The 26,590-nt window shown below is 58.1% G+C and carries 25 protein-coding genes; 14 read left to right on the top strand and 11 right to left on the bottom strand.

Translation table 11 applies throughout. The features are described from left to right. Positions 1 to 74: 74 nt before the first annotated feature. Positions 75 to 476 carry a DoxX family protein gene (locus tag IWW33_RS24600; protein WP_014861917.1) on the bottom strand — a complete coding sequence of 134 codons (402 nt, stop codon included), beginning with the start codon at positions 474 to 476 and terminating at the stop codon, positions 75 to 77. 138 nt (positions 477 to 614) lie between these two features. Between IWW33_RS24600 and IWW33_RS24595 the strand changes: the two genes are divergently transcribed. Together IWW33_RS24595 and IWW33_RS24590 are read left to right on the top strand one after the other, a co-directional pair. Then, positions 615 to 1,514 (top strand): LysR family transcriptional regulator, encoded by a 900-nt coding sequence (locus IWW33_RS24595; protein WP_174141286.1) that lies wholly within the window; start codon positions 615 to 617, stop codon positions 1,512 to 1,514. Positions 1,515 to 1,670: 156 nt separating this feature from the next. After that, the gene (locus IWW33_RS24590) at positions 1,671 to 2,465 is read left to right on the top strand and encodes an SDR family NAD(P)-dependent oxidoreductase (protein ID WP_174141285.1); all 795 of its coding nucleotides are present in this window, start codon (positions 1,671 to 1,673) and stop codon (positions 2,463 to 2,465) included. A 43-nt stretch (positions 2,466 to 2,508) separates the two neighbouring features. On the opposite strand, the gene IWW33_RS24585 is transcribed toward IWW33_RS24590, so the two are convergent. The 4 genes from IWW33_RS24585 to IWW33_RS24570 are packed head-to-tail and all read right to left on the bottom strand — an operon-like array spanning position 2,509 to position 6,199. Then, positions 2,509 to 3,495 (bottom strand): LLM class flavin-dependent oxidoreductase, encoded by a 987-nt coding sequence (locus IWW33_RS24585; RefSeq protein WP_174141284.1) that lies wholly within the window; start codon positions 3,493 to 3,495, stop codon positions 2,509 to 2,511. Positions 3,496 to 3,549: 54 nt separating this feature from the next. Then, positions 3,550 to 4,359, bottom strand: coding sequence for a TIM barrel protein (locus tag IWW33_RS24580; protein WP_174141283.1), 810 nt, complete (start codon positions 4,357 to 4,359; stop codon positions 3,550 to 3,552). Between the two features lie 23 nt (positions 4,360 to 4,382). Then, positions 4,383 to 5,183: a TIM barrel protein gene (locus IWW33_RS24575; protein ID WP_174141282.1), complete on the bottom strand. Its 801-nt coding sequence runs from the start codon at positions 5,181 to 5,183 to the stop codon at positions 4,383 to 4,385. A gap of 23 nt (positions 5,184 to 5,206) precedes the next feature. Continuing rightward, the gene (locus IWW33_RS24570) at positions 5,207 to 6,199 is read right to left on the bottom strand and encodes an LLM class oxidoreductase (RefSeq protein WP_174141393.1); all 993 of its coding nucleotides are present in this window, start codon (positions 6,197 to 6,199) and stop codon (positions 5,207 to 5,209) included. A gap of 141 nt (positions 6,200 to 6,340) precedes the next feature. On the opposite strand from IWW33_RS24570, the gene IWW33_RS24565 reads away from it, so the two are divergent. Further along, entirely contained in the window at positions 6,341 to 7,234 is an 894-nt protein-coding gene (locus IWW33_RS24565; protein ID WP_174141392.1) for a LysR family transcriptional regulator, read from the top strand. Between the two features lie 19 nt (positions 7,235 to 7,253). Here the strand turns inward: IWW33_RS24565 and IWW33_RS24560 are convergent, their stop codons facing one another. The 3 genes from IWW33_RS24560 to IWW33_RS24550 form a co-directional block, all read right to left on the bottom strand. Then, positions 7,254 to 7,580, bottom strand: coding sequence for a helix-turn-helix transcriptional regulator (locus tag IWW33_RS24560; RefSeq protein WP_174141281.1), 327 nt, complete (start codon positions 7,578 to 7,580; stop codon positions 7,254 to 7,256). Between the two features lie 71 nt (positions 7,581 to 7,651). Continuing rightward, a complete protein-coding gene (locus IWW33_RS24555) occupies positions 7,652 to 8,572 on the bottom strand; it encodes a LysR family transcriptional regulator (RefSeq protein WP_174141280.1) in 921 nt (306 codons plus the stop codon). A 16-nt stretch (positions 8,573 to 8,588) separates the two neighbouring features. Beyond that, entirely contained in the window at positions 8,589 to 9,461 is an 873-nt protein-coding gene (locus IWW33_RS24550) for a LysR family transcriptional regulator (protein ID WP_174141279.1), read from the bottom strand. Between the two features lie 145 nt (positions 9,462 to 9,606). Here IWW33_RS24550 and IWW33_RS24545 point away from each other — a divergent pair, with 145 nt between their 5' ends. From IWW33_RS24545 to IWW33_RS24495, 11 genes are all read left to right on the top strand, one after another. After that, on the top strand, positions 9,607 to 10,728 hold the full coding sequence (locus IWW33_RS24545) for a muconate cycloisomerase family protein (protein ID WP_174141278.1): 1,122 nt from the start codon (positions 9,607 to 9,609) through the stop codon (positions 10,726 to 10,728). Positions 10,729 to 10,751: 23 nt separating this feature from the next. Next, the gene (catC, locus tag IWW33_RS24540; protein WP_174141277.1) at positions 10,752 to 11,042 is read left to right on the top strand and encodes a muconolactone Delta-isomerase; all 291 of its coding nucleotides are present in this window, start codon (positions 10,752 to 10,754) and stop codon (positions 11,040 to 11,042) included. A 49-nt stretch (positions 11,043 to 11,091) separates the two neighbouring features. After that, positions 11,092 to 12,027: a catechol 1,2-dioxygenase gene (gene catA / locus IWW33_RS24535; RefSeq protein WP_174141276.1), complete on the top strand. Its 936-nt coding sequence runs from the start codon at positions 11,092 to 11,094 to the stop codon at positions 12,025 to 12,027. 139 nt (positions 12,028 to 12,166) lie between these two features. Beyond that, positions 12,167 to 13,576, top strand: coding sequence for an alginate export family protein (locus tag IWW33_RS24530; RefSeq protein WP_174141275.1), 1,410 nt, complete (start codon positions 12,167 to 12,169; stop codon positions 13,574 to 13,576). A 42-nt stretch (positions 13,577 to 13,618) separates the two neighbouring features. Next, positions 13,619 to 15,337: an arylsulfatase gene (locus IWW33_RS24525; RefSeq protein WP_174141274.1), complete on the top strand. Its 1,719-nt coding sequence runs from the start codon at positions 13,619 to 13,621 to the stop codon at positions 15,335 to 15,337. Next, the gene (locus tag IWW33_RS24520; protein WP_174141273.1) at positions 15,309 to 16,217 is read left to right on the top strand and encodes a formylglycine-generating enzyme family protein; all 909 of its coding nucleotides are present in this window, start codon (positions 15,309 to 15,311) and stop codon (positions 16,215 to 16,217) included. The genes IWW33_RS24525 and IWW33_RS24520 overlap by 29 nt, the downstream gene beginning before the upstream one ends. Before the next feature lie 181 nt (positions 16,218 to 16,398). Beyond that, on the top strand, positions 16,399 to 17,736 hold the full coding sequence (locus tag IWW33_RS24515) for an aromatic acid/H+ symport family MFS transporter (protein WP_174141272.1): 1,338 nt from the start codon (positions 16,399 to 16,401) through the stop codon (positions 17,734 to 17,736). A 122-nt stretch (positions 17,737 to 17,858) separates the two neighbouring features. Beyond that, positions 17,859 to 19,145 (top strand): salicylate 1-monooxygenase, encoded by a 1,287-nt coding sequence (gene salA / locus IWW33_RS24510; RefSeq protein WP_174141271.1) that lies wholly within the window; start codon positions 17,859 to 17,861, stop codon positions 19,143 to 19,145. 74 nt (positions 19,146 to 19,219) lie between these two features. Further along, positions 19,220 to 20,158, top strand: a complete 939-nt coding sequence (catA, locus tag IWW33_RS24505) for a catechol 1,2-dioxygenase (RefSeq protein WP_174141270.1) — start codon at positions 19,220 to 19,222, stop codon at positions 20,156 to 20,158. A 39-nt stretch (positions 20,159 to 20,197) separates the two neighbouring features. Then, entirely contained in the window at positions 20,198 to 21,343 is a 1,146-nt protein-coding gene (locus IWW33_RS24500) for an NAD(P)-dependent alcohol dehydrogenase (protein WP_174141269.1), read from the top strand. A gap of 30 nt (positions 21,344 to 21,373) precedes the next feature. Next, positions 21,374 to 22,825, top strand: a complete 1,452-nt coding sequence (locus IWW33_RS24495; RefSeq protein WP_174141268.1) for an aldehyde dehydrogenase — start codon at positions 21,374 to 21,376, stop codon at positions 22,823 to 22,825. Positions 22,826 to 22,920: 95 nt separating this feature from the next. Here IWW33_RS24495 and IWW33_RS24490 read toward each other — a convergent pair whose 3' ends face one another. The 3 genes from IWW33_RS24490 to IWW33_RS24480 all read right to left on the bottom strand — a co-directional run bounded on the left by IWW33_RS24490 (position 22,921) and on the right by IWW33_RS24480 (position 26,461). Then, entirely contained in the window at positions 22,921 to 23,850 is a 930-nt protein-coding gene (locus tag IWW33_RS24490; RefSeq protein WP_174141267.1) for an AraC family transcriptional regulator, read from the bottom strand. 179 nt (positions 23,851 to 24,029) lie between these two features. Beyond that, on the bottom strand, positions 24,030 to 24,572 hold the full coding sequence (locus IWW33_RS24485) for a VOC family protein (protein WP_174141266.1): 543 nt from the start codon (positions 24,570 to 24,572) through the stop codon (positions 24,030 to 24,032). Beyond that, entirely contained in the window at positions 24,569 to 26,461 is a 1,893-nt protein-coding gene (locus tag IWW33_RS24480; RefSeq protein WP_174141265.1) for an FAD-dependent oxidoreductase, read from the bottom strand. Before IWW33_RS24480 ends, IWW33_RS24485 begins: the two co-directional genes overlap by 4 nt. Between the last annotated feature and the right edge of the window lie 129 nt (positions 26,462 to 26,590).

Below are 26,590 nucleotides of genomic sequence, written 5' to 3'. Positions count from 1 at the left end.
GGCCAGCGAAACGGGAGCGAGCATCTGGCCGGGCAAAAAGGGCTAATTGAGGGAGCTTTAAGCTAGCAGTAAGCTCACACTTTGACGCCAGGTTTGGCTGCGAAGGGGCCTTCACCCAGAAGCGCCACGACCAATGCACTGATGGTCAGGAAAACCGGGTATTCCCAGCCGCCGTTAGCATTGGTGAAGCTCCAGCCATTACCAAAATGGACGGTCGCGGCGACGAATAGTTGAATCACGGCAATCGCAGCCACCCAACGAGCATACACACCCAGCACCAGCATCAAACCGCCAATGACTTCGAATGCCATGACCGGGTAAGCCAGAAAGCCCGGGAAGCCAATTGACTCGAAGAAGCCAGCAGTACCGGCAGGTGTGAAAACGAAGACCTTGGTAAGGCCATGTGCAATGAACATGATGCCCAGGGCCAGTCGCATGGCAAGGGCGGCGTAGGGGGCGGTACGAGTATCGATCATGATGGTTATCCGCTTTCTAAATTAAGTTGTTGGTGCGTTCGATCTGCCTGGACAAGGCCGATGAGCACAGTCTATAGATTTGATTTTTGGGATAAACTCACTTAAATGTGACTTACCGTTCCACTTAGTGAGATAAAAATGGATCGCGCACTTGAGATGCAGGTGTTCTGCACTGTCGTGGACAAAAGCAGTTTCATCGGCGCTGCAGAACCGCTGGATATGTCCAAGGCGGCAGTGTCGCGTCATGTCAACGCGCTGGAAGAGCGCCTTGGCGTGCGATTGATTCAGCGCACGACCCGGCGGCTGTCGTTGACGGACGAAGGGCGACAGTTCTATCACCAGGCCCGGGAAGTGCTGGCATTGATGGACCAGGCAGAAGAGGCAGTGACCTCAGCCTCACCTGAACCCGCAGGGGTACTGCGTGTCAATGCGCCCGTGAGCTTTGGGGTGCTTCACCTTGCGCCGGTCTGGGCTGACTTCATGCGGCTGTATCCAAAGATCGAGTTGGATATCAGCCTCAACGACAGGCAAGTGGACTTGGTTGACGAGGGCTTCGATGCCGCTGTCCGCATTGCCCGCATGGAAAGCTCATCGCTTATTGGCCGGCGGCTTGCCAGTACACGGATGCGACTGTGCGCTTCCCCCGATTACCTGTCTGCCAACCCGCCAATAACCACGCTGTCGGACCTGGAACAACACGGTGCAGTCGCCTACACGAATTTCTCGAGCGGCAATGAGTGGCATTTTACAGGGCCCTCTGGCCCTGAGAGCGTTCGCACCCGCTCGACGGTGCGTTGCAACAATGGCGATACGTGCCGCAGCATCACAGTGGGCGGGGGCGGTATCTCGCTGCAGCCGAGCTTCATGGTCAGTGAAGACCTACGCACGGGCCTGCTGGTGGAGCTGTTACCTGAGTACCGGTCCATTGAGCTGGGTGTCTACATTGTCTACCCCACACGCAAACATCTGGCCCCCAAAGTTCGAGCGCTTATCAATTTTCTGTCAGACCGCTTTGCTTCGCCGCCTTGGATCGACTGAACGCTAACCAAGTAGAATACAAGGCTACCAATTTTGGATTTATACCTGGTTTAACAACGTCAAGCTCTACATTAGGATGGGGTCATCTATGCACGTCTGCCCCAGTAGTCAACATCGGGCGGCGTGTGCATCTTTAATCTGGAGTAAGAACGCGTTATGCATATTCGACTCGACGGTAAGACCGCACTAGTGACCGCATCGACTGGTGGGATTGGTCTGGCTATTGCCAAAGGCCTGGCTAGCACTGGCGCTCAAGTGGTCATCAATGGGCGCAGTGAGGCATCAGTGGCCAAGGCGAAGGCCGAGCTGTTGGCGGTGGCGCCAAGCGCAAGCATCATTACGGTGGTGGCTGATCTAGGTACTGCCGACGGGGTTGAGCAGCTCATCGACGCCCTGCCACATATCGATATTTTGGTAAACAATGCCGGCATCTATGGTGTTCGGGACTTTTTTGAAACCGACGACGCCTGCTGGGATGAATACTGGCAAACCAATGTGATGTCGGGGGTTCGCTTGAGCCGCGCACTGGTGCCGGCAATGCAGGCACGTGGCTGGGGGAGGGTGGTGTTCATCGCTTCGGAGTCCGCGCGCAATATTCCGGCAGATATGGTTCATTACGGGGTCTCGAAAACGGCCCAATTGGCACTTTCACGCGGGCTGGCAAAGCGATTGGCGGGTAGCGGCATTACGGTAAACAGTGTGTTGCCTGGCCCGACGCTTTCCGATGGGCTGGCGCAGATGCTGGAAGAGGAGCGCGAACGCACAGGTAAAACTGTCGAGGCGCTGGCGGCCGAATTCGTCATGGCGCATCGGCCCACGTCCTTGATTCAGCGTGCAGCAACGGTGGACGAGGTTGCCAACATGGTGGTCTACGTCTGTTCGACACTGGCTTCAGCGACCAGCGGCGCTGCACTTCGTGTGGATGGCGGGGTGGTTGACGACATTGTCTGAATGCACGTCGGAGCGGGATCACTCTCGCTCCGGACCTGGGTTATCAATCGTTGAGCAGGTCTGCAATGGACTCTGCAGCGAACTGATAGGATCGACAGCGTGCGACAGGATCATGGATTCGCGCATCAATCATCAGCTCATCGACTTGCGTGGTGGCGATGAACTGACGAAGCCAGGTGCCGACGTCGGCAATATCCCCTATCGCGGTACAGGCCATGGCCTGGTTCAAACCTTCGCGGTCGAAGTTGGAAATCTTGTCCAGATACCCTTCTTCGGGCAGTGGCAACAACCCGGCCCGCCCAGCGTGCAGCTTAACGACCCATTGCTGGTGCGAGCTCGCCAGCCAATGCGCTTCGGCCCGTGTGGGGGCTGCAATCACGTTCACGCCTGCAATTACGTAGGGTTTGGCAAGGAACTCCGAGGGGCGGAAGCTCGTACGGTAATGCTCGATTGCCTGCATCAGCATTTGCGGTGCGAAGTGTGAAGCGAATGCGTAAGGAAGCCCCATTCTGGCAGCCAGATCTGCGCCCTGCATGCCAGATCCTAGCACCCATACCGGTACGTCATGGCGCCCTGGAAGGGCCCGGACCGGTTCGCGCCCGTTGTTTTGCAGGTAATTGATCAACCGGGAAACATCCTGGGCAAAGTCGCGTTCTTGCGCCACGCCGCGGATGGCGCGAATGGTCGGTCCGCCACTGCCAGGAGCACGGCCCACACCCAGGTCGATGCGGTCAGGGAACAACGTATGCAGCGTGCCGAACTGCTCGGCGACGATCAGCGGCGAATGATTGGGCAACATGATGCCCCCGGCGCCGACGCGCAGTGTCGATGTCGATGCAGCCAGGTGCTGGATGATCAACGGCGTGGCCATCGAGCCGATGCCGGGGAGATCGTGATGCTCAGCGATCCAGTAACGGCGATAGCCGTGCTGCTCGACATGCCGGGCCAGCAACCGGGCGCCTTCGAGCGTATCGGAAAAGGTGTTGCCTTCCCCGATCATCATCAAATCAAGTACTGAAAGTGCAGTCATGTGAGCTCCTGGTAGAAGGAGGGCGCCGGGCTTCGCTGCGCAGCACCCAGAGCGTTAGCGAGCAAGCGGGATGTCTGCCCAGGTAGGGTGTTCTGCCAGTCGTTGCTGGATGCCGCGCATGGCGTTGAGCGACCGCTGAAGCTTGAGATAAACATCACCGCAGTAATCCCAGCCGAGCAGGCCGATCCGACCCTCGTAGCCCATGCGCTGAAGGGCACCGAGCAACGCGAAATTGTCCAACTCGCCTCGGTCTGGCGGTTCCATGGTCGCAACGCCACCCCAACCCAGTTGTGAAAGGGTCGAGCCTGAAGTGGTGACTTGCATCAGCCATGGCTTCATGGCGTCCAGACGCCCTTGCAGGTCACCTTCCTGGCTGGCATACCAGTGGTAGCCGTTGAACACCGCACCGAGTCGAGGGTGATCGAAAAATCGACAAATCTCCACGACATGGGATGTGGTTTCGGTGACATGGTTGCGATGTGGGTAAAGCGCAAGCTTCAGCCCTCGGCGTTCGACAATGGGTAGCAACCGCTCGATGGACTGCAGGATTGCCTTGACGCCGTTGACAGAGGTTTGAACCGCCAGTTCGATGAGTTCCACGCCCTCGACCGACTCGATGATCTGCCTGACCAGATGATCATTGCGTCCTTCATGCAATACCAGGTACAGGGCTGCTACATCCAGCCCATGCTTATCCTTCACCTGCGGCAGTAGTTTCAAATCCGTGAGGGGATGTCCGCTCCAGGCCGCCACCGTTATGGCGTCATAGCCGACTTCAGCGACCATCTCGCATTGCGACTGGAAACTGTAAACTCCCATTGAGGTGTAGAAAAACGAGTCCAGCGCGTGGATGGGGTTGTTCATAGGGTTCATCGGTTACCGCCGAATCATCGTGGAAGATCGGTCATGAGTGCCCAGTGCGGGTTACGCGCCAGGCGCTCCTCCATCGAGCGGAAGGCCGTGAGCGAACGCTGAAGGTTGCCGTGTACGTCGCCGCCCATGCTTTCCCACCCGAGGAACCCATAGCGCCCCTCGTATCCACGGCGCTCCAGCGCGCCGAGCAACACGAAGTTGTCCATTTCCCCTTCGTCCAGCGGCTCGATGGTTGCCGCGCCACCCCAGCCAAGCGGGGACAGGCGGCAACCCGCGATGTTCACTTGGCGCAGCCAAGGCATCACCGCATCCAGCCGCTGCTCAAGCGCCCCTTCCTGGCAGGCATACCAGTGGTATCCGTTGAAGACGATACCCAGGTTGGGATGATCGAAACGCTCACAGAGGTCCACGGCCTTCTGAGTGGTCTGCATGCCATAGCGAATATGCGGATACAGAGCGATCTGGATGCCGCGTCGCTCGCAGATAGGCAGCAGTTGGTCGAGCATGCGCAGGTCCTGGTCCTGCACGCGGTCACCGGAGTGCAGAGCCAGTTCTACCGAGCTACAACCCTCCAGTGTCTCGAACAGGTTGATCAAACGTGCTTCCAAGCCTTGGCGGTAGATCGCATAGATGGCGCCTACATCAAGACCCCACTCGCGCTTCACCTTTGGCAAGTCCCTGAGTTCAGAACTCCAGGAAGACACGGTGATACCTTGGTAACCCAGTGAGGCGAGCATTTCGCACTGCACCGCCAGCGGGTAGGTCCCCAGCTTGGTCTGAAAGATGAAATCCATCGCATGGACAGCGTGTTGCATCGTGAAAACTCCGTGGGGATGGGCTATGCGCCTGCCGGTACATGGCTAGGAAAATGCGGAAGCACGTACTCACCAAGCTCATCGATGACTTCAGAGGCAGGGCGGCGTTGAGGTTTGAAATTCAATGCAACGTGCGAAACGCCTTGGTCCTGCTGACGCAACCATAAATCGATGAGGGTATTGCGGCCGGCGCGCATCACCCGCCCTTGCTGCAGAGGGGCATTAGGTTCTGGATCAAGGTCAAAGAAGGTGCCGTAACCGTACGGTTTGAACGGTTTACCAGCAGAGGCCTGGTGCCACTGGGAGATAATGCTCGGTACGCGGATGGGATCATTGAGGTAGCCGATCATGCCGTCAGTGTGTTCGGCAATCCATGCGGGAGTTTGTCCGGCCATACCCACAACCAGGGTTGGTAGCCGCGGCGCCAGTGGTTTGGGTATCAGGTCGAGGTTGCCGGTGAGCTGCCCGTGGAACAGTGACGAAAAGGTGGGCCAATCCTGTTCAGTGGCCGCCCTGAGTACGGCGAGGGCATCACGGAAGCGCTCGGCGCGGCTATCGAATTCAACGCCGAATGCTGGATATTCGATTGGCCGATCGCCCCCTGCGAGGCCAAGAATCAAGCGTCCTCCCAACAGCTGATCGACGCTTGCAGCCTGTTTTGCGACGATGAGTGGATCTCGTAAGGGCAGCACTATACCGGCAGTGCCGATCGCGATATTGCGCGTGATTGCGGCGAGATAACCCGCGTAGACCAATGGGTCCAGCACCTGTGCAACATCACCGAAATGCGGGTCGTAGAAAGGCACGTCCCTCAGCCAGATGGCCGAGAATCCCGCCTCATCGACTTTCTGAGCTATACCCGTATGGTCGGCCAAGGTTGGGCCAGGCGTTTCGGGGTAGCTTTCCAAAGGCGCAATGAAACCGAACGTCAGGTGCCCGGGGCGGAATACTCTTGCAAAGCCTCGATGGCTGGAAAGCTCGTTCGGCAAAGCTGCGTAGGACTGTTTAAAGCTCATCTTTACCTCGTCGATTCGATCGAGCACTTCATCAATGCTCGACAACAGCGTTTGAACGACTATAAAGAGGAAATCCATCAAGAAAAATAAGCTACAATTCCGATCATTTCGGAATATTTGGAATTAGTCATGCCTGCAATGATGGACCAGTTGGGTGCCTTGGGAGCATTTGTCCATGCTGCAGAGGCTCGCAGCTTCACCGAGGCTGGAAGACGCCTGGAGGTGTCCTCATCCGCTATTGGCAAAGCCGTGGCCCGGCTGGAAGAGCGGCTTGGCGTTCGGCTGTTTCATCGCTCCACCCGAGCAATCACACTCACGCCTGAGGGCGCACTGTTTCTGGAACGCTGTCACCGAATCTTCGCCGAGCTGGAAGTGGCTGAGCGTGAACTGCATCAAGCGGCGGCCAAGCCGCAAGGAAAGCTGCGGCTGAGCTTGCCGCAGCTGGGTATGCGCCTGATGCCTCACCTGATTGCATTTCAACAGGCCTATCCGGCCGTGGAACTGGAAATGGATTTTAGTGATCGTCTGGTGAATGTAATAGAAGAGGGGTTTGACGCGGTCATGCGCATAGGTGAAGTGGAAGATTCCAGGTTGATGATGCGCAGGCTGCAGGGGTTCAGTCATCGCATTGTCGCCACCCCAGAATATCTGGAGCAGCGCGGCACGCCGATGCACCCCTCTGAACTGGCAAGCCACGCTTGTTTACACTACCGCTATCCCTCAAGCGGCAAACTGGATGCCTGGCCGTTGACTGAAGACGGCAAACCTGTGCATCTGGACCTCCCTCAAAGTGCAGTCGCCAATGCCATCGATCCTTTGATGGCAATGGCTGAAGCCGGGCAGGGGGTCGCTTGCCTTCCCGACTTCATATTGGTTGACGCGCTTGCGCGGGGGCGCCTGATATCTTTGCTGGAGGCGTATGTATCAGACCGGCGCAGTTTCACCATATTGTGGCCGTCGAGCCGTCAGCCATTACCCAAGATTAAAGCCTTTGTCGATTTCATGGTCGCCCGCCTTCCGGCGGACCGCGGCTAGGCCAAGGCAGGCAGTGCGTTTACAACGTGTCCTGCAAGGCCTTCAACATGCTTTGGATCAGTGCTTCGTTACGGCTGAAGAATTTGCTCCTTCCTTGCTGATTAACCAGTAGCAGACCCACGCTCTGCAACTGCGCCAGATGTGTCGACATGGTTGATTGGGCGAGCTCACAGCGTTGGAAAATCTGTTGCGCACAGACGCCGAATGTGTGGCCGTAGGACTGATCAGGAAAGTGCACAGCAGGCTGTTTCAGCCACGCGAGTATCTGGCGACGGATCGGGTGTGCCAATACTTTGATCAACGCATCAAGGTCTTCAACTGCTACCGGGTTGCGTGAGTCGGTCAAGGCATAGCTCCTGTACAAGGGAATGAGGCAAGGGTTTTCAGGACGCCTGTGAAGTGTCACGCCAGCCATGGCTACCGAGTGTGTATTTCCTGATCCGAGAACAGGTCGAACATCAACTGCCGTAACCAGCGATTGGCGGGGTCCTTGTTGAAACGGGCATGCCAGAAGAGGTTGATTTCGATGTTCGGCAGTTCAACCGGGGGCGGCAATATACACAGATTGAAAGGGCCTTCACAGCTTGTCGCGAAGCGCTCGGGCACGGTCGCAAGCAGATCGGTTCGCTGCAGAATGTGGCCTACTGCGACGAAGTGCGGCACTTCCAAACGAACGTTGCGGACAACGCCTGCTCTGGCATAAAAAGCGTCTACTTCACCATGGCCTGTATTGGCGGCAACGACTTTGACGTGGTCATAGCGAGTGAAACGCTCCACGGTCAATGGTTCTTGTGTGGCGGGGTGACCTGCCCGGCATAGACACACATAGCGATGATGGAACAGGCGACGCTGGAAGAAACCTGCTTGCAAATGAGGCAGCAGGCCTACGGCCAAGTCGATGGTGCCGTTTTGCAAACCTTCGGCCAAGGTATCTGCGGTATTACGCAGTGTGCTGATAGTGCAGCCTGGCGCGAGCTCCGCCAAAGCGTCCATCAGTTTGGGCATGAAATAGATTTCGCCGATGTCAGTCATGGCCATGATGAAGCGACGATTGCACGTGAGGGGGTCGAACACATCCTGTCGACCCAATGCATCTCGCAGCGTCTGAATGGCGAGCGTGACCGGTTCAGCCAACTGCAGCGCATAGGGCGTGGGCTCCATACCCTGATAGGTGCGAACGAACAACTCATCTTGCAGCGCGGTGCGCAGCCGCTTGAGTGCATTGCTCATCGCAGGCTGGGTCAGGTCAAGGTTCTCTGCTGCGGTGGACACTTTGCGGTCGATCAGCAGCTGGTTGAACACCAGGAGCAGGTTCAGGTCCAGGTCGCGTAATTCCATGATGCCTCTTCAGTGCTTATCGATTGATGGTCGAGATGATTGCCAGGCAACGCTGAGTAATCGGGCTGATGTCACCGGCTCGACGACTGAGGATGATCGGGGAGACAGCTTCACTTTCTTCCAGCCGTGCGTAGGTCAAGTCGGCGCGATGCTGCTGCTGGACCGAGGCGGGAACGAGGGTGATGCCAAGCCCTGCCGCAACAAGACCCAGGGCGGTCTGCAGCTCGTTGGCCCATTGGGAGACATGTATGCCCATACCGTGGTTGGCGAACAGCGCCAGCACATGGTCGGCATAACTGGGCCGTGGGTTGGCTGGGTACAGTACAAAGCGTTCCTTTGACAAACGTTCCAGCGTTATCGGTAGGCCTATCAAGTGATGCCCAACTGGTAACACCGCGACCAGTGGGTCCTCACGCAACACTTCCTGATAGATAGCCGCGTCGTCGAAATGAATGCGGCCAAACCCTATGTCGATGCGGCCGCTCTTGAGCGCCTCGATCTGCTGCAACGTGGTCATCTCTTGCAGCCCCAGTTCCAGATCAGTATCGCGCCGCAGTTCCCGAATCAGTTCCGGCAGTACGGCATACAGCGTTGACGGCGCGAAGCCTATGCCAAGCCATTGGCGTTGACCTTGGCCAATGCGCCGAGTGTTTTCGCATAACTGCTCAAGCTGTTTGAGCAATGTGTCGCTCTGCTCGTAGAAAAAGCGACCGGCTTCGGTCAACTGCAACGGTCGACTGCGCTCCAGCAATGCTGTGCCCAAATGTTCTTCCAACTGCTGAATCTGCCGACTCAGGGGCGGCTGGGCGATGTTCAGGCGCTCTGCAGCACGCGTGAAATTCAAGGTCTGCGCAACGGCCTGGAAATAACGAATATGCCGAAGTTCCACAATACCTCCTGAGTATGGTGCGAGATGGAAACGATATTGGACTCAATGAATGCGTTGGGCGGATCCTACGGTACACGAAACAAGATTCGATGGGTATTGATGCCTAGTGGCGAACCCTACCTCTACCTTGCGAGATGGAACCGAAATGACAGCAGCCCGGATCGAGCGACTTGAGACGATCATTGTCGACCTGCCGACCATTCGCCCACACAAGCTGGCGATGCACACCATGCGCGGCCAAACCTTGGTCATTCTGCGCTTGCTGTGCAGCGATGGCATCGAGGGTATCGGTGAGGCCACCACCATCGGCGGGCTCGCCTATGGCAATGAGAGCCCGGAAAGCATTAAAAGCAACCTGGACAGCTACTTCGCGCCTTTGCTGGTCGGTCAGGACGCTGAGAACATCAATGCGGCGATGCAGCGCCTGGACAAAGCCATCAAGGGCAACACATTCGCCCGCTCGGCAGTAGAAACGGCGTTGCTCGATGCCCAAGGCAAGCGCCTGGGTCTACCTGTCAGCGAGTTGCTGGGCGGCCGGGTGCGTGATGCCCTGGAAGTGGCCTGGACCCTTGCCAGTGGTGACACCGGCAAGGACATCGAAGAAGCCGAGCGTATGCTCGAGCAACGTCGCCACCGGATTTTCAAACTCAAAATTGGTGCCAATGCCCTGGAGCATGACCTTGCCCATGTAGTGGCCATCAAGAAAGCACTGGGCGATCGCGCCAGCGTACGTGTAGACGTCAACCAATACTGGAGTGAGTCTCAGGCCATCAAGGGCTGCCAGGTGCTGGGTGAAAACGGTATCGACTTGATCGAGCAGCCGATTTCACGGATCAACCGAAGCGGGCAGGTGCGGCTCAATCAGCGCAGCCCCGCGCCCATCATGGCGGACGAGTCCATCGAAAGTGTCGAGGATGCTTTCAGCCTGGCGGCCGATGGTGCTGCCAGCATCTTTGCGCTGAAGATCGCCAAGAATGGCGGCCCTCGCGCCGTACTGCGCACTGCCCAGATTGCCCAGGCAGCCGGCATTGCGCTGTATGGCGGGACCATGTTGGAAGGGGCAGTAGGCACCCTGGCATCGGCCCATGCGTTCATCACTCTGGATCAGCTGCAATGGCACACAGAGCTGTTTGGCCCTTTGCTGCTCACCGAGGAAATCGTGACCGAGGCACCGGTGTACCGCGACTTCCAGCTGCACGTTCCTGCCACGCCGGGCCTCGGGCTGACGCTCGATGAAGACCGCCTGGCCAGATTCCGTCGTACTTGAAACTCTTATAGGAGATTAGGCAAATGCTGTTTCACGTGAAAATGACTGTGAAGTTGCCGGTGGATATGGATCCCCAGCTGGCTGCTCGTTTGAAGGCTGACGAAAAAGAACTGGCTCAGCGCCTGCAGCGTGAGGGCAAGTGGCGCCATCTGTGGCGCATTGCCGGCCACTACGCGAACTTCAGTGTGTTCGATGTGGCCAGCGTCGAAGCATTGCACGACACCCTCATGCAACTGCCTCTGTTCCCCTACATGGACATCGAAGTGACCGGCCTGTGTCGCCACCCTTCGTCGATTCATGAGGATGATCGCTGAGCACCACGCTTGCTGTTGTGAATCATAAGAACAAGATGAGGATCCCATCATGACTGTCAAAATTTCCCAAACCGCTGAGCTGCAGGCGTTCTTCAAACAAGCTGCCGGACTGGACAACGACCAGGGTAGCCCTCGGATCAAGCAGATCCTGCTGCGCATCTTGCAGTACAGCGCTCGCCTGATCGAGGACCTCGAGATCACCGACGACGAATTCTGGAACGCCATCGATTACCTCAACCGCCTGGGTGGCCGTGGAGAGGCAGCGCTGCTGATCGCCGGCCTGGGCATCGAGCATTTCCTGGACTTGCTCAACGACGCCCGGGACGCACAGGTCGGCCACACCGGTGGCACCCCGCGTACTATCGAGGGGCCCTTGTACGTCGCCGGCGCCCCACTGTGCGAGGGCGAGGCACGCATGGATGATGGTACGGAGGAAGGCGTTGCCACCACGTTGTTTATCGAGGGCCAGGTCATCGACCTGCAAGGCAAGCCGATTGCCGGGGCAATCGTTGACCTGTGGCAAGCCAATACCAAAGGTAACTACTCGTACTTCGACAAGTCGCAGTCTGCGTTCAATCTTCGCCGCCGCATCGTGACCGATGCCGAAGGCCGTTACCGTGCCCGTAGTATCGTGCCCTCGGGTTATGGGTGTGACCCGCAGGGGCCGACTCAGGAGTGCCTTGACTTGCTCGGGCGTCATGGGCAGCGACCCGCGCACATCCACTATTTCATCTCGGCACCGGGCTACCGCCATCTGACGACGCAAATCAACCTGTCAGGGGATAAGTACCTGTGGGATGACTTTGCCTATGCCACGCGCGAAGGGCTAATCGGCGAAGTGAACTTCATCGAAGACGCTGCCTTGGCCGCCAAACGAGGCGTAGAAGGGCGTTTTGCGGAACTGTCCTTTGACTTCCAACTGCAACCTGCAGTTGAGACTGCCGAAGAGCAACGAAGCTTGCGGCCGCGGGCGCTGCAGGCATAAAGCAGAGCAAGAGCAGGGCGGCCTAGCACTCAGGGTGGGCTGCCCTGCCTTGCCCTGGCCGACGCGAAGGATGACGCAGGACTCGGCGTAGAAGGGATTCAGCCCCCTTAATCAAAAAACAAAAATAAAAAGGCTGCACATGAAAAGCGTATCCAAGCCCTTGCTGTATTCATGCTTGCTCAGCTCGGCCTCCCTGGCGCTTGCGCAGGGTACAAACGAGCTCAAATTACCACCCGCTGCGACAATTGCGTGGGCAGACAACCCGATATACCTGGCGGACGAGGCCATCCGCAGCAAGGACTTTCTCGGTTCTATCCGATACATCCCCCTGTCCGGCGATGCCCGTGACTACCTTTCCATTGGTGGCGAAATTCGCTACCAGTACCAGGACTATCAGCACGCACTGCTCGGGGTGGGTGGCCGTTCAAACCCCAACAGCATGTTGCAGCAGCGACTCAGGCTCAGCGCAGATCTGAATCTGAGCAATGGCTTGCGTGTGTTCACCGAGCTGGGCGACAACCGCGAATTCTTTTCCGAGCGTGTAAGCCGTTTCAACCGAGACAAGACCGATATCCAGCAGATGTTCGTCGAGTACACCGCAGGCGATGACGCCTACGGCATAGCCTCGCTGCGTGGCGGACGGTTCGTCATGCCGATGGGCAGCGCGCGTCTTGCCGGGCTGCGCGAAGGCGCCAACGTGCGCTACACCTACGACGGCATAAAACTGTCCTGGCTAACGCCGGCCAAGACCCGCTGGGAGCTGTTCTCGGTCAGCCCGACCCAGATCGACCCTTTGAAGTTCGATGACCAGCGCGACAAGGCGCAGGATTTCTCGGGAATTTACGGCACCGGGGTATGGCACCCGCTGGGCAGCAATGTCGATGTGTTTGCATACACCTACGGCCGAGACAACGCGGTGTACACCAGCGTTTCCGGCAGTGAACGGCGCAACAGCTACGGGGTCCGCCTGTACCGCCAGGCATCCCCATGGGATTACGACATCGAGGCCGTGGCCCAGGGTGGGACCAGTGGCGGTCAAAGCATCCGCGCCTGGGGTTTGATGACGCAAGGCGGGTATACCTTCAATGATGTTGCACTGACGCCGCGCCTGGGTTTTCGGGCCAATGCGTTCAGTGGCGATGACGATCCGAACGACAACACGCTCGGCGACTTCGTAGCTCCGGCACTCGCCGCTGGCCTGGTTTACACAGACGCCAACTGGTTCACCGCGACCAACATGATCAACATTGCCCCGGTGGCATCGATCAAGTTTTCCCAGGACCTGAAGCTTGAAATGAATGTCGACTACCTCATGCGTCAAAGCACGGACGACGGCATCTACTACCTCCCCACCAGTGCTCCCTACGCGGCTAACCAGGGCAATGCGCGGCACGTCGCGACCAACACCAACATCATGCTCGACTGGCGCATCAACCGTTTCACGACGATACACGCCATGTACACGCATGTGCAGGCAGGGGAGGCCCTGGAGGATATCGGCGGCAAGGACAGCGATTACTTCGGCGTCTACACCCAGTTCGTTTTCTGATACGCCTGCTGGCGTCGTCAAATAATAACAATGGAGTTCGCGATGTTTGATATGCGTAAACCGAACCTTATCTGTACTGCGGCCTTGGCCGCTGGCTTGAGCTTGCTATCGCAGCCCAGTGTCCACGCCGCTTCGATAGACAAGACCAGCCGCCCGAACATTGTGCTGATCGTTGCGGATGATATGGGCTATTCGGACTTGAGTGCATTCGGCAGCGAGATCCAGACCCCCAACCTGGACGCCATTGCACGTCAGGGAGTGACGTTGAGCAACTACCACACCGCCCCGACGTGTTCGCCCACCCGATCCATGCTCATGAGCGGCACTGACAACCATATAGCCGGGGTTGGGACCATGGCTGAGCTGGTATTGCCTGAGCAGGTCGGCAAGCGTGGTTACGAAGGGTATTTGACCGATCGGGTTGTCGCCTTCCCCAAGCTCCTTCAGGCCAATGGCTATCGCACCCTGATGGTCGGCAAATGGCACTTGGGCAAAACGCCGGAACTCAGCCCCAAGGCCCGCGGCTTCGACCAATCATTTGCCTTGATCGAGGGATCCGCTGATCACTTCACGCAAGGCGGCACCACTGACCGCAACCCCAAGGCGACCTATCGTCTAAATGGTGAAAACATCGACCTACCGAAAGACTTCGGTTTTTCGTCGGACTATTTCACACGGACTGCGATTGAGCAGATTGGCTCCTCCACAGGCAAACCTTTCTTCGCCTATCTGGCTTACACCGCGCCTCATTGGCCGTTGCAGGTACCCACGGCCTATCTGGAACGTTACCGGGGCTTCTACGATAAGGGCTATGTGGATGTCGCCGAGGCGCGCCTCAAACGGATGAAAGCCATGGGGCTGGTGGCCAAAGATGTACAAATCAATCCAGGCCCCGGGGTATGGCCAACCTGGGAGCAGTTGTCGACCCGCGAGCGAGCGCTCGAGGCGCGCAGGATGGAAATCTACGCGGCCATGATTACCAACCTTGACGACAATGTCGGTAAGTTGGTCAAGCATCTCAAGGCAACGGGGCAATATGACAATACAGTGTTCGTGTTCTTCTCGGACAACGGCGCGGAGGGCAGCAACCCTGAGGATGTCACGCCCAACAACGCCAAATGGATCGCCGATAACTTCGACAACTCACTTGAGAACATCGGAAAGCCAGGCTCGTTCGCCGGTTATGGGCCCAACTGGGCTCGGGTGAGCTCCACACCATTCAGGATGTATAAAGCCTTCACGTACGAAGGCGGCATTCGTACTGCTGCGTTCATTGCCGGACCGGGCATGCGCCATGGCGAAATTTCTGATGCTTACGTCAGCGTGAAAGACCTGGCACCGACCTTCCTGGAGCTGGCCAAGGTCGAGCATCCAGCCGTTGGTGACAGTGCCATCGAGAAGATGCAAGGCACCTCCGCAGTGGCGTTCCTCAAGGGCGCGCACCCGTCTGTCCACCCGGCCGATCAATTGCAGTGCACCGAATTGTTCGGTCGCGTATCTCTGCTGCAAGGCGACTGGAAGATGACGTTCAGCAACACGCCTTGGGGGTCTGGCAAATGGGAGTTGTTCGATATTCGCAAGGACCCGACCGAAAGGTTCGATCTGGCCGCTCAAAACCAGCAGGTCACTCAAAAGATGCTGGGCCAATGGCAGGAATGCCAAGCCCGAAACGGCATCAACTGGGATGACCAGTTGGCAAAGAAAATTCGTTTCGGTAACGAGATCAAGCACTATGAAACTGCCGACAAGCAGCCGCTCTGAACCTGAGCAGCAAGAAGCTGACTGGGTGTGGATCGAGCCTGGCCGTTTCCTCATGGGCTCGGACAACCATTATCCCGAGGAAGCACCGGCGCATTGGGAACAGGTGGCAGGCTTCTGGATCCAGAGTACGCCTGTCACCAATGCGATGTTCGCCAGGTTCGTGGCTCGAACAGGTTACGTCACGCAGGCCGAGCGCCCCCTTGATCCACTGGACTATCCCGGTGTGCCCCCAGCGCAGTTGCGGCCCGCGTCGCTGGTTTTTATACCGCCATCGGGGAGCGTGCCACTGGATGATGTAAACCGCTGGTGGGCGCTGGTGCCGGGTGCCGACTGGCGCCATCCCCTTGGGCCGGGCTCGGATTTGCAGGGTATGGCTCAACACCCTGTGGTGCATGTGGGCCTTGAGGACGCCTTGGCCTATGCACAATGGGCAGGATGCGACCTGCCTGGCGAGCCTGAATGGGAGTATGCAGCCTGGGGCGGCAATCAGCAGGGCGAGTTTGTCTGGGGTCACCATCTGGTGCCAGAGGGCAAGCACATGGCCAATACCTGGCAGGGCAATTTCCCGGCCGAAAACCTGCAGACCGATGGCTACAGCCGGACCTCACCCGTGGGTGCGTTTCCAGCGAACGGATATGGCCTGTACGACATGATTGGCAATGTCTGGGAGTGGACCACCACCGTGTTCCAGCCATCGCATGCGAGCCCGCGCAAATCCTGTTGCTCACATGCGAAAAGGGCAGCGCAGATGAAAGTGCTCAAGGGCGGTTCCCACCTGTGTGCACCCAATTACTGTCAGCGCTACCGCGCTCCGGCACGTTCGCCTCAGGCGATGGATACCACCAGTTCCCATATCGGCTTCCGGTGTGTGAAGCGGTGACAAATATTCATGATGGACATACTCGGTATTCGTTTTGCGGCATGTGAGACCTCTGCCGGCTTGGTCATGATGACCCGAAGCGCTCCTCAGCCTGTTGCGATGCAGTCCAGCGGTCGTTAATGGTTGAGGGCGCAACAAGGGTGTGCAACCCACCATAACAATTACAAGAATGAGCGATGCCATGCGAAAAATCGACGTTTCGGCCCTGATGGATGGGGCGCGTTTCAATGCCTTTCATGCGCGTGTCTTGGTCTGGTGCGCGCTGATCATCATCTTCGACGGCTACGATCTCGTGATCTACGGCGTGGTGTTGCCGTCGCTGATGGCCGAATGGGGACTCAGTTCGCTGGAGGCTGGCGTTCTGGGTAGCTGTGCACTGGTCGGGATGATGTTGGGCGCTTTGTTCTTCGGGTCGATCTCGGACCGGATCGGCCGTCGCAAGACCATCATGATCTGTGTGCTGCTGTTCAGCGGTGTCACTGGGTTGAACGGTTTTGCCTCCAGCCCTGAAGTCTTTGCGCTGTGCCGCTTCATTGCGGGGCTGGGAATCGGCGGCGTGATGCCGAATGTCGTCGCCTTGATGAATGAGTACGCCCCGAAGAAATCACGCAGTACCCTGGTTGCAATCATGTTCAGCGGCTATTCGCTGGGCGGAATGTTATCTGCAGGGCTGGGGATGCTTTTCATTCCTCAGTGGGGATGGCAAGCGGTGTTCTACGTAGCCTGGATCCCGCTGCTGATGCTCCCGTTGCTGCTCCGTCAGTTGCCGGAATCGATGGACTTCCTGCTGCGCAGCGGGCAGATCGAGCGGGCCAAATCGGTACTGACACAAACGAACCCAAGCTATCTGCCAGAGAGCGATGACCAACTGGTTCACGCGGTTTCGCGCGGATCCACCGCGTCGATCGGTGAGCTGTTTCGTGATGGCCGCCTGATCAGCACCTTCGCTTTGTGGGTTGCTTTCTTCTGCTGCCTGTTGATGGTCTATGCGCTGAGTTCATGGTTACCCAAGATCATGAGCAGCGCAGGCTATGGCCTCAACTCCAGCTTGGCGTTTCTGCTGGTGCTCAATGGTGGCGCCATCGTGGGCGCTATTGCAGGCGGTTGGCTCGGTGACCGCGTGGGCATCACTCGGGTCTTGCTGTTGTTCTTCGTCGGCGGTGCATTGTCATTGAGCCTGCTGGCACTCAAGGCGCCATTGGGTGTGCTTTATCTGCTGATAGCCATTGCTGGTGCTTGCACCATCGGCACTCAGATCCTCGCCAACGCCTGCGCTGTCCAGTACTACCCGCCGCACGTGCGTTCAACGGGCCTGGGCTGGGCAATGGGGGTAGGGCGTACCGGTGCGATTATCGGCCCGGTACTGGGGGGAGTATTGCATGGGTCAAGCTTACCACTGCAAGCCAGTTTCCTGGTTTTCGCCATCCCTGGCGTCATAGGCGCGGCTGCGATTCTGGTGTTCCTGAAACGTCGCAAGGCGGTCCCGCCCGCTCAAATCAGCACACAGGCCGTTTCTTGATGAATGACGAGTAATATTCATGATTGTGATGTTGTTTATGGTTTTAACGGTATTTATCAATAGCTGCGCAACGGTAATGATCCGGTAACACCAATAACAATCAGCCCCAAGGGTACCTTGCTATGCAAAATTCTACTTCTGCTCTGAACGTTTCGATTATCGGTGGTGGTATCGCAGGCGTGGCTCTGGCACTTGACCTGTGCCGTCACAGTCATCTGAATGTGCAACTGTTCGAAGCCGCGCCCGCTTTCGGTGAAGTAGGCGCTGGCGTGTCTTTTGGCGCCAACGCCGTGCGTGCGATCGCCGGTCTGGGGATCGCCGAACCCTATGGCAAGATCGCCGACAGTAACCCTGCGCCGTGGCAGGACATCTGGTTCGAATGGCGCAATGGTCGCAATGCCAAATACCTGGGTTGCAGCGTTGCTGAAGGTGTTGGACAGTCGTCGGTGCACCGTGCCGACTTCCTCGACGCCCTGGCCAGCCAGTTGCCCGATGGTATTGCCCAGTTCGGTAAGCGTGCCCAGCGCGTTGAGCAGGACGGCGACCAGGTTCAAGTGACCTTCACCGATGGTACCGAGCATCGTTGTGACTTGCTGATTGGTGCCGATGGCATCAAATCTTCGATCCGCGACCATGTACTGCAAGGCTTGAACCAGCCTTTGGTTTCCCCTCGTTTCAGTGGTACCTGTGCCTACCGCGGGCTTATCGACAGCCAGCAATTGCGCGAAGCTTACCGCGCGCGCGGTGTTGCCGAGCACCTGATTGACGTGCCTCAGATGTACCTGGGGCTCGATGGCCACATCCTCACGTTCCCAGTCAAGCAGGGCCGCTTGATCAACGTTGTCGCGTTCATCTCCGATCGTAGTCAACCCAACCCGGCGTGGCCGAGCGACACCCCATGGGTACGCAATGCCACGCAGGCCGAAATGCTGGCCGCGTTCGAAGGCTGGGACGATGCTGCGCAGGTACTCCTTGAGTGCATTCCAGCGCCGTCGCTTTGGGCGCTGCATGATCTGGCAGAGCTGCCGGGTTACGTTCACGGTCGTGTTGGCCTGATCGGCGATGCTGCACACGCCATGTTGCCGCACCAAGGTGCGGGTGCCGGGCAAGGGCTGGAAGATGCCTGGCTGCTGGCCCGTTTGCTGGAAGACCCGAAGGTGCTGGAGAAGCGTCCACAGGCTGTGCTTGACGCATACGACGTGGTCCGTCGCCCACGTGCATGCCGTGTACAACGCACATCCTTCGAAGCGGGTGAGCTCTACGAATTCCGTGACCCAGACGTACTGGGAGACGAAGATCGGCTGGGCAAGGTGCTCGCTGAACGGTTCGACTGGCTGTGGAATCACGATATGCAGGAAGACCTGCTGCAGGCTCGCGAGTTGTTGGGCCTGCGCGCGCGCGCGGCCTGATTCAGCGCTAAAGATTGGGCAGGGCGCTTGGCGCCTTGCCTCGCTCAGAACACATATAAGAAGGTGTCATCACCATGGCGATCACTATTTCCAACCTGCCTGAGATCCAAGCTTTTTTCCGCGAGGCTGCTGGCTTAAACCAAGACAAGGGCGATGCCCGCTGCAAGCAGATCATCCTGCGCGTACTGCAGGACGCCGCGCGACTGGTCGAAGATCTTGAAATCACCGAAAACGAATTCTGGGGCGCGGTTGACTACCTGAACCGTCTGGGCGCCAAGAACGAAGCCGGCTTGCTCGTCGCTGGCCTCGGCATCGAACACTTCCTCGATCTGCTGGCCGATGCCAAAGATGAGGCGGTCGGCCGCACCGGCGGTACACCACGCACCATCGAGGGCCCACTCTATGTAGCGGGTGCTCCTCTGTGCGAAGGTGTCGCGCGCATGGATGACGGCACCGAGGATGACCGTGCGACCGTGATGTTCCTGGAGGGGCAGGTTGTGGACTTGCAGGGCAAGCCGATCGCAGGTGCGATCGTCGATCTGTGGCAAGCCAACACTGAAGGGAACTACTCGTACTTCGACAAGAGCCAATCCGAATACAACCTGCGCCGCCGGATCATTACCGATGACCAGGGGCGCTACCGGGCGCGCAGCATCGTACCGTCCGGATACGGCTGCAACCCGGCTGGCCCTACCCAGGAATGCCTCGATGCGCTTGGCCGCCACGGGCAGCGCCCGGCGCACGTGCATTTCTTCATCTCGGCGCCCGGGCACGAACACCTGACGACTCAGATCAACCTCTCCAACGACAAGTACCTGTGGGATGACTTCGCCTACGCAACGCGTGACGGCCTGATTGGAGAAATCCAGTTCGTGGACGACGCTGAGCGTGCCAACGCACGTGGTGTAGAAGGGCGCTTCGCCGAAATGACCTTCGATTTTTGCCTGCGCCCGGCCGTGAGCCAGAAGGCGACCGAGCGAAGCCAGCGACCACGCGCCCTGCAATCCGCATGATTTGCGCCGCCGGCTACTGAGAGATTCGAGGAGAAGCAAATGTCCCACGATAATGTGCAGAAGATGCGTATCCAGGCGGCAGTCCTGCGTGAATCGGGTGCCGCGCTGAAGGTCGAAGATGTGTTGCTTGAAGCCCCGCGCCCCACGGAAGTACGTGTGCGTGTTGTGGCATCGGGTGTCTGTCACACCGACATGGTGGTACGCGATCAATTGTTCCCCACGCCCATGCCGATCATTCTCGGCCACGAGGGGGCAGGGGTAGTGGATGCGGTGGGTTCTGCGGTAACCACCGTGAAACCGGGTGATCATGTGGTGATGACCTACATGTCATGCGGCCTGTGCCTGCCGTGCGAGACAGGGCATCCGGCGCACTGCACACACATGCACCCGTTGAACTTCGGTGGCGGTCGCCTGGATGGCAGTGCGTCGAGCTGCAGTTGCGAATCGCACGCGCCGATACACGATCATTTCTTTGGCCAGTCATCATTCTCGACCTATGCCATCGCCAACGAACGTAACGTGGTCAAGGTCGCCAAAGAGGCTCCGTTGGAGTTGCTGGGGCCGCTGGGGTGCGGTATTCAAACCGGTGCAGGTTCGGTGCTGAACGCTCTGAAGGTCGAGGCTGGCTCCAGCTTCGTGGCCTTCGGCGCTGGCGCTGTCGGGCTTGCCGCAGTGATGGCTGCACGAATCGCTGGTGCGACCACCATCATCGCGGTGGATGTCACCCCGAGCCGGCTCAAGCTGGCGCTGGAGCTCGGCGCGACCCATGTGATCAACAGCCGCGATGAAAACCCCGTCGAGCGAATTCAGCAGATTACGGCAGGGGGAGCCAATTACAGCCTGGAGTGCTCCGGGCGCGCGGAAGTACTACGCCAAGCCATCGATGCCTTGGCCACGCTGGGTACCTGCGGCATCGTGGGTGCGACCAAATTCGGCACGGAAGTAGCGTTCAACATCAACGACGTGATGATCCCGGGCAAACGCATCATGGGTATCGTCCAGGGCGACGTTGTGGCCAACGCGTTCATTCCCAAGCTCGTGGATCTCTACCTACAAGGTCGGTTCCCATTCGACAAACTTTGCAAGTTCTACGCATTCGATCAGGTCAACGAAGCCATGGCTGATAGCGAGCGCGGCGTGACCATCAAGCCGATCCTGCGCATGCCGGCGCTGACGGCAGCGTAATTAATTTTCTGTAAATTAGAGGTACCCACCATGACCGTACAACTGGTGATAGATAACCAGAAGCAACCGGCGTCCGATGGCAAGATCTACGAGCGCATTGACCCCCTCAGCGCGCATACCGTCAGCGTTGGTGCGGCTTGCAGCGTGGCGGACGCTTTGCGTGCCGCAGAGTCGTCCGAGCGCGCATTTCGAACTTGGTCAGGCACTGGGCCGACCGAGCGCCGGCGTATCCTGTTGGCAGCAGCCGATGCACTAGAAGCCAAGATGGCGGACTTCTGCACTGCGATGGCCGAAGAAATTGGCGCTTCGCAATTGTGGGCGCAGTTCAATGTCGGCGCATCGGCAAACCTGCTGCGTGAAGCTGCGGCGATGACCACTCAGATCAAGGGTGAAACGATTCCCACCGACAAACCCGGCGCGCTGTCCATGACCCTACGCCAACCGGTCGGTACGGTGTTGTCCATTGTACCTTGGAACGGCCCGGTGATTCTGGGCGCGCGGGCAATTGCGTATCCGCTGGCATGCGGCAACACGGTGATCTTCAAGGGCTCCGAGAGCAGCCCGCGCACCCATGCGTTGTTGGCCGAAGCATTCTACGAAGCAGGCTTGCCGGCAGGTGTTCTGAACTTCCTGATCAGTGCTCCTGAAGATGCTGCGGCGGTCACCGAAGCACTGGTTGCCCATGACACTGTACGGCGCGTCAATTTCACGGGCTCAACCAAGGTTGGCCGCATGATCGCGCAAACTTGCGCGAGCCATCTGAAGCGCTGCCTGCTTGAATTGGGAGGCAAGGCGCCATTCATCGTGTTGGATGACGCTGATATCGAGGGCGCTGTAAACGCAGCAGTGTTCGGTGCATTTTTGTATCAAGGGCAGATTTGCATGTCCACCGAGCGTTTCGTGGTGGACGAGGCCGTTGCGGATGCGTTCGTCGCTCGCTTTGCCGAGCGCGTCAACGCACTGGAGACCGGGTTGCCTGCGAAATCTCCGGGTTGTGTGATCGGCCCCATGATCGGTCAAGGTTCTGTGCAGCGGATCAATCATCTGCTGGACGATGCTGTTAACAAGGGCGCGAAAATTGTCACCGGTGGGCTCGCCGAGAGTGCATTGATGGGCCCGACTTTGGTCGACTGCGTGACCCGAGAGATGGCCATTTACGATGAAGAAACCTTTGGCCCGGTGACCACCATCGTCAGAGTGAAAGGCGCGGAGCAGGCCTTGGCCGTGGCCAATGACACAGCCTACGGCCTTTCTTCTTCGATCTTCAGTCGTGACGTTACCAAGGCCCTCGGCCTTGCCAGCCGGCTGGACGCTGGCTGCGTTCATATCAATGGTGCGACCGTACAGAACGAGCCGCAGGCGCCTTACGGCGGCATGAAGAAAAGCGGTTACGGCCGCTTCGATGGCAGTGCAGTGATCGAAGAGTTCACTGAAGTGAAATGGGTCACGGTGGAGCCGTCGGACCAGCCTTATCCCTTCTAGGTTTTCCCTGACTCCGCTGCTTTGGTTTTTTGAGTCGTCCATATCGTGCGGGTATGGACGGCTCTTTTTTTGACGGTACAGTTGTCACCTGCTTGTTAGTGGCGATTTTCACCATCCGCTCGTCCCAATAGGGACGTCTTTCCTCTGTATTGCTTAGGCGTCATCGAAAGCTTCTCTTTGAACAACCTGGTCATATGGCTTTGGTCTGAGAATCCGCACTCCATTGCCACCGCCTTGAGCGGGATGTCTGCCCATTGGCTGAGCAACCGCTCGGCCTTCTTCAGCCTTCTGGCCTGAACGAAGCGATGTGGCGGTGTTCCGAATTCCGTGGTGAAAACCCGAATGAACTGCGACGCACTGAAGCCGGCCACCTTTGCCAAGTCTTTGATGGTCAGCGCAGAGGACAGGTTGGCGTCGATGTACTCTTGCAGATGGTGACGCGTCTGTGCAGGAAGTCGCGCTCCCTCCTCACTGCGCTTTATGGCTGCACCGCCATAGCGCCTGAGCAGGTGGATGCAGATTTGGATTTCAAGGGTTTGCGTGTAGAGTGCGTGCCCTGGCTGGCCGGACAGGCACTCGCGTTCATAGGCTTCGATCAATCCCGACAGTTCAGTGTCCCGCACCACTGGGCAATGATCGATGAAGATGCCGTCTATCTCTCGCTGAAAAAGTTCCAGCGCCACTTTGGCCATGACCGATTGGGAAATATAGACATGGCTCACTTCAATGTCATTCGCCCAAAACCATCGTGAAGGCTCTGCCCGGGCCAACAGGGTTATGTCCCCGGGTTCTGCCTGAGCTACCTGCCAGCAGTGTCCATCGCAGAATCCCAGGCGCGGGGTTCCCTGTTTCCAGCGCACCAGTTGGTAATCACGCATGGAGGGAATGAACACTTCGGTTTCCAGAAAGCGATAGCCACGCAGTGACACACAATGATCGGGTACCAGGTCAACGGTGCCTTTGACCGTAACCTCTCCGGGTATGACATCAAGCATGCGTTTGGGGGTAAGCAGGACAGGGTTCATCACAACTCCTTTTCTTATATGAATGTGGAGCGTGGGGCAGCCTTGGGTAACTAGGCAGTCCGTGAAATTAATACTAGATCTATCATAAACGTTTCAGGGCAGAAGGGCAGGGGCACGGCAGGGGATTGCGCTCGAAGTCATCACCAGATCGGCAGAGGGATTCGAGCGCCTGGGTTGGCCTATGACGACTGCAGGTTGACATCGCCTGGTAGCGTACGGGCAGGTCGCCAGCGACGAAGACCGGTGCGGCCTTCGTAGTGCTGGTGGGAGGGGTAAGTGACTAGTTCGATTGTGCTGCCCCAGGGTGTGCGGGTATACACATAGCGATTACCTTCGCCTGCGTCTCCACCTGGAAGGTTGCCCGGCTGGCTGAGTAATTTACCGCCCGCCTGCTGCAGTCGATCGGCCGCAGCATCGATATCATCCACGTAGATACAGAAGTGCTGGATACCGAAGTCACTTGGCCGCACCGGCGGCGATTGTTCAACACCCGAGTAAGTGAACAGTTCAAGATTGGGGCCGTTACCAAGGCGCAGCATGCGTATCGCCCGAATCACAGACCCGGCGGGCACGCCCAGCCCTGCTTCAACTTCCGGACCACCAAGAGGCTGGTCCAGCATGTCGTAGAGCACCTGGGCACCGAATGCCTCGCAGAAAAAGCGTGTGGCCTGTTCCATGTCGGGTACCGTGATCCCCACATGCTCGATTGCACGTACCGTCATTGCAGTTCTCCCAGTTTGGCTGCCGCCCAGAAGCCTGATTGTGTCGCCTCGTACATACGCCCACCACGTAAACGTGTACCAATGGCCTGAACGTTCAAGTAACGCTCCAAAGCGGCATGGGCCGTTGAGGGTTGACGCGTGGTTGCCATTACGACAGTACCTGCTTCAGGTTGCTTGCCATTGAGCGCGATCGAGACACCGAGCTGCTGGAGCACCGCCTCCAGGTGATCTCGCTGCATGTCGTTGGAATCCACCCCGACTTGATCGGAGGGTGAAACCAGCGTGACCCGCTTCTGGTTCTCGGCGAGCCAGATAGCTGCATACATTGCCGTCTCGGTGTCGCCGTAAACGATCAGCTCAAGGGCTTCTGGCAAGGCGTTGTCAGCGAGCATGTCGACCACATCCATTGGACCCGTTGCAGGCGCAGTGCCAGTGGCCAGCAACACATGGTCCCATTCAGCGGGGACGACCGCGTCGGCACCAAAATTGAGATGAACTTCGACGCCGGCCTTGCGCAACTCGGTTTCATAGAACGTGATCATGTTCAGGATTTCTTGCTTGAAGGGGCTCGCCGCAGCCCACGCGTGGAGTTGCCCGCCCACTCGTTCCTGGCGCTCAAGCAAGACCACTTGGTGCCCGCGTTGCGCGGCCAATATCGCAGCCTCGCAGCCTGCTGGGCCGGCGCCGACCACAAGCACCCGCTGCTTGACGGCTGCCGGCCGGCGGGCCAGTTGAGCACGACGCTCCTCGCCGAGCGTGGGGTTGATCACACACTGCGTGCCCTTGCCGTTGAACATCCAGCGTGAGATGCACTCGTTGACGGCAATGCAGCGGCGCACGCTTTCGGGTTCTCCACGTTTGGTCTTGATGACCGTATCAGGGTCTGCAAGGCCCGCACGGCCGAGCGCCACAAAATCGAGCTCATCGTTGTCGATGGCCGCCGCCATGTCTTCCAGTAGCCAAGTGAGACGGCCGACACCGATTACCGGCAACGACACGCGTTGCTTCACGGCCTTGGCGTAGTTGACCAATGAGCCGGGGGCACCCATCGGGAGCAGGACCATTGCGGTGTCGTAGTTACCGGCACTGACATCCAAGGCGTCGACATATGGCTCGAGCATCTGGCAGAAGGCAAGCCCGTCCTCTAGGGTCAAACCGCCATCGTAGGGTTCGGTGACACTCAGGCGATAGAGCAGGGGAAAGTCTGGCCCCACCTGTGCTCGTACTGCCCGTACGACCTCCAAGGCGAAGCGCGCACGATTTTCCAGGGAGCCCCCCCATTGATCGGTCCGTTTGTTGGTGAAGGGGGATAGAAATTGGCCCAGTAGATAACCATGTGCGCCGTGAAATTCGATGGCATCGAAGCCTGCCGCTACCGCACGCCGGGCTCCCTGCACGTACTTGTCGATGAGGCCAGGTATTTCATGCGCTTCGATGGCCCGCGGAGGGGATCCAAACGCACTGGTAATGCCCGCAGTCGGCGCGATAGGAGGTTCGTTATGCTCAGTATTGCCCTGAGAGTTTTGCCGACCTGTATGGTGGAGCTGGACGGCGATTTTTGCCCCTTCACCATGAACAGCATCGACCAGGTTGCTCAACCCACCGATAAACCGATCATGGTCGATGCGTATAGGGTGGCCTACCGTACGCCCGACGTCCCAGTCGATGGACGTGTTCTCAGTGATTATCAACCCTACGCCGCCACGAGCGCGGGCGCGGTGGTATTCGATCAGTTTGTCGTCCACTTCGCCAAATGTGCTTGCGAACTGGGTAAAAATTGGCGCTTGAACGAAGCGGTTTCGTAACTGCATCCGTCCAATACGACCCGGCTGAAACAGCGCGGCGGCAGGTCCATCAGTTGCCAATAGGGATTGCTCGACATTCACCACGGCTTGTCACCTCGTTATTGTTGTAATGAGGTTTGATGATGGTGCGCACACGCTCAGCGCGTATTGAAGAAACATTCCACTGTGTTGAAGAAAATTCCGGTCTCCTGATGAGCCTCAGGAGCCTTGAAG

It is taken from the genome of Pseudomonas sp. M2 (assembly GCF_015751845.1).
Classification (GTDB): domain Bacteria; phylum Pseudomonadota; class Gammaproteobacteria; order Pseudomonadales; family Pseudomonadaceae; genus Aquipseudomonas; species Aquipseudomonas putida_E.
The sequence above is the reverse complement of the archived record's forward strand: the minus strand, read 5'-3'. Positions and strand labels throughout refer to the sequence as shown.

Bases quoted from the DNA above. Each gene is read 5' to 3' on its own strand.
- IWW33_RS24600 (WP_014861917.1), bottom strand. From the start codon at position 476: ATGATCGATACTCGTACCGCCCCCTACGCCGCCCTTGCCATGCGACTG.
- IWW33_RS24595 (WP_174141286.1), top strand. From the start codon at position 615: ATGGATCGCGCACTTGAGATGCAGGTGTTCTGCACTGTCGTGGACAAA.
- IWW33_RS24590 (WP_174141285.1), top strand. From the start codon at position 1,671: ATGCATATTCGACTCGACGGTAAGACCGCACTAGTGACCGCATCGACT.
- IWW33_RS24585 (WP_174141284.1), bottom strand. From the start codon at position 3,495: ATGACTGCACTTTCAGTACTTGATTTGATGATGATCGGGGAAGGCAAC.
- IWW33_RS24580 (WP_174141283.1), bottom strand. From the start codon at position 4,359: ATGAACAACCCCATCCACGCGCTGGACTCGTTTTTCTACACCTCAATG.
- IWW33_RS24575 (WP_174141282.1), bottom strand. From the start codon at position 5,183: ATGCAACACGCTGTCCATGCGATGGATTTCATCTTTCAGACCAAGCTG.
- IWW33_RS24570 (WP_174141393.1), bottom strand. From the start codon at position 6,199: ATGAGCTTTAAACAGTCCTACGCAGCTTTGCCGAACGAGCTTTCCAGC.
- IWW33_RS24565 (WP_174141392.1), top strand. From the start codon at position 6,341: ATGGACCAGTTGGGTGCCTTGGGAGCATTTGTCCATGCTGCAGAGGCT.
- IWW33_RS24555 (WP_174141280.1), bottom strand. From the start codon at position 8,572: ATGGAATTACGCGACCTGGACCTGAACCTGCTCCTGGTGTTCAACCAG.
- IWW33_RS24545 (WP_174141278.1), top strand. From the start codon at position 9,607: ATGACAGCAGCCCGGATCGAGCGACTTGAGACGATCATTGTCGACCTG.
- catC (WP_174141277.1), top strand. From the start codon at position 10,752: ATGCTGTTTCACGTGAAAATGACTGTGAAGTTGCCGGTGGATATGGAT.
- catA (WP_174141276.1), top strand. From the start codon at position 11,092: ATGACTGTCAAAATTTCCCAAACCGCTGAGCTGCAGGCGTTCTTCAAA.
- IWW33_RS24530 (WP_174141275.1), top strand. From the start codon at position 12,167: ATGAAAAGCGTATCCAAGCCCTTGCTGTATTCATGCTTGCTCAGCTCG.
- IWW33_RS24525 (WP_174141274.1), top strand. From the start codon at position 13,619: ATGTTTGATATGCGTAAACCGAACCTTATCTGTACTGCGGCCTTGGCC.
- IWW33_RS24520 (WP_174141273.1), top strand. From the start codon at position 15,309: ATGAAACTGCCGACAAGCAGCCGCTCTGAACCTGAGCAGCAAGAAGCT.
- IWW33_RS24515 (WP_174141272.1), top strand. From the start codon at position 16,399: ATGCGAAAAATCGACGTTTCGGCCCTGATGGATGGGGCGCGTTTCAAT.
- salA (WP_174141271.1), top strand. From the start codon at position 17,859: ATGCAAAATTCTACTTCTGCTCTGAACGTTTCGATTATCGGTGGTGGT.
- catA (WP_174141270.1), top strand. From the start codon at position 19,220: ATGGCGATCACTATTTCCAACCTGCCTGAGATCCAAGCTTTTTTCCGC.
- IWW33_RS24500 (WP_174141269.1), top strand. From the start codon at position 20,198: ATGTCCCACGATAATGTGCAGAAGATGCGTATCCAGGCGGCAGTCCTG.
- IWW33_RS24495 (WP_174141268.1), top strand. From the start codon at position 21,374: ATGACCGTACAACTGGTGATAGATAACCAGAAGCAACCGGCGTCCGAT.
- IWW33_RS24490 (WP_174141267.1), bottom strand. From the start codon at position 23,850: ATGAACCCTGTCCTGCTTACCCCCAAACGCATGCTTGATGTCATACCC.
- IWW33_RS24485 (WP_174141266.1), bottom strand. From the start codon at position 24,572: ATGACGGTACGTGCAATCGAGCATGTGGGGATCACGGTACCCGACATG.